The organism is Deltaproteobacteria bacterium (genome assembly GCA_016223005.1).
Taxonomy (GTDB): Bacteria; Desulfobacterota; GWC2-55-46; order UBA9637; family GWC2-42-11; genus JACRPW01.
Genome location: JACRPW010000057.1, coordinates 1 through 5,502 on the forward strand (window position 1 = coordinate 1; position 5,502 = coordinate 5,502).

6 protein-coding genes are annotated in these 5,502 nt (G+C 40.4%); all 6 read right to left on the minus strand.

The genetic code is table 11. From position 1 onward, the window contains the following. A partial coding sequence (locus HZC45_06485; GenBank protein ID MBI5682794.1) for a hypothetical protein occupies positions 1-220 on the minus strand: 220 nt, incomplete at its 3' end. Position 221: 1 nt separating this feature from the next. Continuing rightward, on the minus strand, positions 222-653 hold the full coding sequence (gene fabZ / locus HZC45_06490; protein MBI5682795.1) for a 3-hydroxyacyl-ACP dehydratase FabZ: 432 nt from the start codon (positions 651-653) through the stop codon (positions 222-224). A gap of 78 nt (positions 654-731) precedes the next feature. Continuing rightward, a complete protein-coding gene (gene lpxD / locus HZC45_06495; GenBank protein ID MBI5682796.1) occupies positions 732-1,784 on the minus strand; it encodes a UDP-3-O-(3-hydroxymyristoyl)glucosamine N-acyltransferase in 1,053 nt (350 codons plus the stop codon). 11 nt (positions 1,785-1,795) lie between these two features. Next, a complete protein-coding gene (locus HZC45_06500) occupies positions 1,796-2,326 on the minus strand; it encodes an OmpH family outer membrane protein (GenBank protein ID MBI5682797.1) in 531 nt (176 codons plus the stop codon). Between the two features lie 65 nt (positions 2,327-2,391). Continuing rightward, positions 2,392-5,103 carry an outer membrane protein assembly factor BamA gene (gene bamA, locus HZC45_06505; GenBank protein ID MBI5682798.1) on the minus strand — a complete coding sequence of 904 codons (2,712 nt, stop codon included), beginning with the start codon at positions 5,101-5,103 and terminating at the stop codon, positions 2,392-2,394. Beyond that, positions 5,084-5,502: ATP-binding cassette domain-containing protein (locus tag HZC45_06510; GenBank protein ID MBI5682799.1), on the minus strand; the 419-nt coding region annotated here is incomplete at its 5' end. The genes HZC45_06510 and bamA, both read right to left, overlap by 20 nt.

The window sequence follows — 5,502 nt, forward strand, 5'->3', positions numbered from 1 at the left end:
AACCCTTGCCAATGGTTGTCCAGCCGTCAATAACAACATGGGGATGTATTTTGACATTACTGCCAATCTTTACATTTTCTCCAATGATAGAATATGCGCCTATTTCTACATCATCTCCTATCTCTGCGTCTGGGTGGATAATGGCAGTTGGATGTATTTTTATCTCTTGACCTTTGATCCCCACCCGTCCTTTGGACGGGTACCCGCCCTGACTCTGCATTTTATTCCCTCTCCATTATTGTTGCCATAATTTCTGCCTCAGCAGCAAGTTTTCCATCGACATTAGCCTCGCCCTTAAACACCCATATATCGCCTCTGTTTTTTATAACATTCAATATAAGTTCAACCCTGTCCCCCGGCATTACAGGTTTTCTAAACCTTGCCTTGTCTATGCCCATAAAATAAACAACCTTGTTTTCAACACTCGCAGATTTGAATGCGAGTATGCCGCCCACCTGTGCCATCGCCTCAATCAGAAGGACACCCGGCATTATCGGATGACATGGAAAATGTCCCTGAAAAAACGGTTCATTTATTGTAACATTCTTTATGCCCTTTGCCATTTTGCCTGCCTCAAATTCAACTATCTTGTCAACAAGGAGAAACGGGTATCTGTGGGGCAGAATTTTCAATATTTCGTTTATGTCAATCATAGAAACCTCCAAATCAAATTTAAAAATTAAACATCAAAAGTCAAAATTAAGGAACTTAAATTTTATACTTTTGATTTGTCATTTTGAGTTTTGCATTTTGATATTTGAATTTTCCAACTCCTTCACCCTTCTCTCCAACTCCAAAAGCGTCTTTCTCATCTCAGGGAGTTTTGCAAATATGTTTGCTGCCTTTAGACAATCCCTGTGAGGTATTGCAGGTATTCCTGAGAATATACCCTGTGCAGGTAAATCATGTGTCACGCCTGACTTGGCGCCGACCATTACATCGTCGCCAATTTCTATATGACCGACAACCCCTACCTGTCCTGCAAGAGTTACCCTGTCGCCTATCTTTGTGCTCCCTGATATGCCAACCTGTGCAACTATGGTAGAATCCTCACCTATTGAAACATTATGGGCGATCTGAACAAGGTTGTCTATTTTCACACCTCGCTTTATAACTGTCTCGCCAAGTGTTGCCCTGTCTATTGTTACACATGCGCCGATTTCAACATCATCTTCAATACTCACAATACCTGTCTGCGGAACTTTATAAAGCCTTGTGCCGTCCTTTGCAAAACCGAAGCCGTCACTGCCTACAACTGAATTGCAATGGATTATAACCCTTTTGCCGATACTGCATCTTTCTCTTATGGATACATTGGAATAGATGAGGGTATTATCGCCAATGGAAACATCTTTACCTACATAAACCCCTGGATAAAGCACAACCCCTGAACCAATAATTGCCCCTTCCTCTATATATACGCCAGGGTATATTGAAACAGACTTTCCTATCCTTGTATCAGGATGAACCTCTGCCTTTGGATGAATGCCCTTGAATAAGATAGGCGCCGGTGCAAACACCTCCTGCACCTTTGCAAAGGCAAGATACGGATTTTTTACACATAGGATATTTTTATCTTTTAAATCTGAAATATTATCAGGCGAGGCAATAATCGCTGAGGCTGATGTTTTGGATAAAAGATGAGTATATTTTTGATTTGCTATGAATGTTATATCGCCTGCACGAGCATCCTCAAGTCCAGCAACACCATTTATAAAAACAGAACCATCGCCTATAACCTGACCGCTGACTATTTCAGCCAGAGCATTAAGACTCTTTTCCATAGTATTGTTTATTATTTCTTTTCCTTTTTATACTGTTTGTTATAAATCTTGACCACCTCTTCTGTTAAGTCTGATTCTGCCGGACCATGTATTATGCCGCCCTCCACCTTTTCAAGCACATAGGTATAACCCTTGTCTTTTGCCATCTTTCTAACAATCTCTTCCAATTCCTTTATTATATCCCTTACAGATTCCTGCTCCTTCTTTCTAAGCGCCTCCTCTGATTGAATAAAGAACCTCTGAAACTCCTGACTCTTTCTTTGAAACTCTGTCTCTTTCTGCTCCCTTACCTCCTTACTCAGCACCGCCCCTTTTTTCTCGAGTTCTTCCTTGAGTTTCTTCAGTTCCTCCTGCTTGGCATTCACATCATCCTGCCTCTTTTTTATTTCATCTGCCATTTCAGCCTTTGCATCCTTACCGGCAGTTGATTCATTTAAAGCCTTTTGCAGATTTACATACGCAATCTTCATTTCTGCTGCATATATGCCTGCTGTAAAAACTAAAGATAAAACCATTGTTAAAAATATAACTATCCTTTTCATTATATCCCCCTTTAGTATTTGTAATCAGAATTAGTGGCTACGAATAACAGATACAGTTAGCGGTTTTAAAACGATGTCCCTATAGTGAAATCCCACTGGCTTGAATCTTCACCTTCCTTTTTGTCAAGATTATATCCCCATTCAAGCCTTATAGGCCCAAGCGGAGAAACCCATCTTATACCAAGCCCTGCAGAATATCTTAATCCGTTCAGGAAACCGCCGTCCCATGTATTTCCAGTATCAAAAAATACAACCCCTTTAAATTTTTGTTCCGTGAATATCGGAAATATATATTCAATATTCAGAAGCGCCTCGCCATCACCGCCTATAAGTTCATTCGTAGTCGGGTCCTTTGGACTTATACCCCTTGTCTTAAAACCCCTGATTGAATTTATGCCGCCGAGATAAAATCTTTCATATACAGGTGCATCCTTACCGTCAAAACCGTGCAGATAGCCTGCCAGAGCCCTTGCTGCCAATACTGTGTCATAGGGCATTGAAAAATATCTTGTGCCTTCCAGTAAATATTTAACATAGTTTACATCACCGCCTATAGGACCGCCGCCAAATTCTATAGAGAAATAAATTACCGAACCTTCTGTTGGAAACAGGGCATCATCACGGGTATCTTTCCTTATCGCTGCATTGATACTGCTTATTAAATTCTTGCCTTCCTGGTCCCTTATAATCTGTGAAGCACCTGAGGCAACCCGAGTAACCTCTACCTCTTCAAGTTTATATGTGAGATAGCCCCTTGTGTCCCTTCTGTAGAGGGGGAAACCAAACCGCAGTCCAAAACCAACACTATCTCTTGTAAAATCTGTATATTCCTTTGTTGTATTGAATATGTCTATGCCTGCTGATATAGGTTTATCAAGGAACCACGGTTCCGTAAAACCAAGATTGAATCTAGAGGTCTTGCTGCTCAAAAGTGCAGAGAGGTCCAGTTGTTTCCCTGTGCCGAGGAGATTTTTCTGTGTTATATTTGCTGTTACAATCATGCCATCAGCAGAACTGTAACCAGCGCCTGCTGCTATGAAACCTGTGGGTCTTTCCTTAACCTCCACATCAACGGTCATCTTATTTTCAGAACTGCCAGGACCTGTTGCTATATTTACATCATCAAAATAGCCAAGCCTCCTTAAATTACTTCTGCTCCTTTTTATGCCTGTAGAAGAATAAAGTTCACCTTCTCCCAGTTCAACCTCCCTCCTTATAACCTTGTCCCGTGTAGTAACATTGCCCCTTATATTTACCTTTTCAATATATACAGGCTCCCCTTTATTGATATCAAAGACCAAATCTACAGTCTTGGCTTCTGTATTCAATTTTGTGACAGGATTTACATCAACATTTGCATAACCATCATTGCCGTATATATCAGTTATCTTCGTAATATCACCACCAACAATCTTTCTGCTGAATATATTCCCTGTCTTATTTTTTATCTTTTCAAGTATTGCCCTCTTTGTGGTCAGTATATCACCCCGCACATCCACCTTGCCCACCTTAAACTGCTCTCCTTCAGAAACAGCAATGGTGATATATAACCATTCTTTGTCACTGCTTAATGTAACCTTTGAATCTGTTATATTAGCCTGAATATAACCGTTATCATAATATAACCCTGCAATAAGATTAAGGTCATTCTGGAATATAAATTCCTGATAAACGCCTGATTTTGTGATGAACGAGAAAAAACCTGCCTCCTTTGTGTTCATGACCTTCCTTATCTTCTTCTCAGTCATCTTCTGATTGCCTATAATTGTTATATTTTTGACCTTAACCTTTTTGCCTTCATCAATCTGAAAATTCACAGAGGCCTCAATTTCATTCGCTATACTTACTACAGGTTCAATCTTTGCCAGATAGAAGCCTTCATTTGCATATAGTGTCTTTAATTTATCCGCGTTCTCTTGTAAAACTATCCTGTTTAAAATTGAACCTGTCTTAATTGTTAATGACTCCCTTATCTTTTCTTCAGTTAACTCCTTATTCCCTGCAAAGATCACCTGCTTGATAATAGGCTTTTCCTTTACAATAAATGTCAATTCCTTGCCAACTGCTGTATCTGCCATATCAGCAATAATATCATCAAAAAATCCGCTGTCATAGATTGCCCTTATATCTTCCTTTATCTGGTCACTGTCAAACTTATCCCCTGCCCTTGTCTTTATCTTAGCCCGTATTGCATCAGTATCCATCCTTTTATTCCCTGTTATCTTTATCTTCCCAATTATGCCGCTCTCAGCATCTGCCTTTTCTGCTGTAATCGCCTCTTTCAAAATTTCTCTGGAAATGGCAGATGACAGGTCATAAACCCTCTGCGTAATCTCTTTTGTATCTTCACCCTCTATATATGAAAGTGAGGATAGTTTATCCTGTCCAACATTATAAACCTTAGCATCAATTGAATATCTTTTCCCAAGTTTTGAAATACTTCCCAATACCACATAATTTGCACCTAACTCTTTCCCAACAGCCCCTGCGGCACCCTCGTCAAATATCTTGGTGCCCTTTTCCATGATAACATCCTTAAGCCTATCCCCTGCAATAACCCGAATCCCTTTTGTCTCATCCAGACTTGACGCGATTGCCTCAAGTATCTTAAGCCTAAAGTCTGATATATTATCCCGTGCATGCACCTCAAACGGCAGAATCACAACATTTACATCCTGTGCCATTGACATGCCGAAGGCTAAAGGCTGAAGGCTAAAGGCTAATAAAAAAATGAAAAATATAAATCTTTTTCTCAAACTAAATCCCATTATCTTCATATATCCTTCCATCCACCATAACTATCTTTCTTGACATCATTCCGGCAAGTCTTTCATTGTGCGTAACAATCACTAAAGTAATCCCTTTCTCATCATTTAACCTGAGCAGAAGATTGAAGACCTCTTCGCCTGTATGTGTGTCCAGATTGCCTGTTGGTTCATCTGCAAGCAGGACATCAGGCATCTGTATAAGCGCCCTTGCTATGGCAGCCCTTTGCTGTTCCCCGCCTGATAGTTCACCCGGCCTGTGCAACAGTCTATCTTTTAAACCAATTTCTGTCAAAAGTTTTTCTGCCCCCTGTGAGGCAGTCCTGCTGTCAACCCCGCTTATAAGGAGCGGCATCATCACATTCTCAATGGCTGTAAACTCAGGCAGAAGGTGGTGAAACTGGAATACAA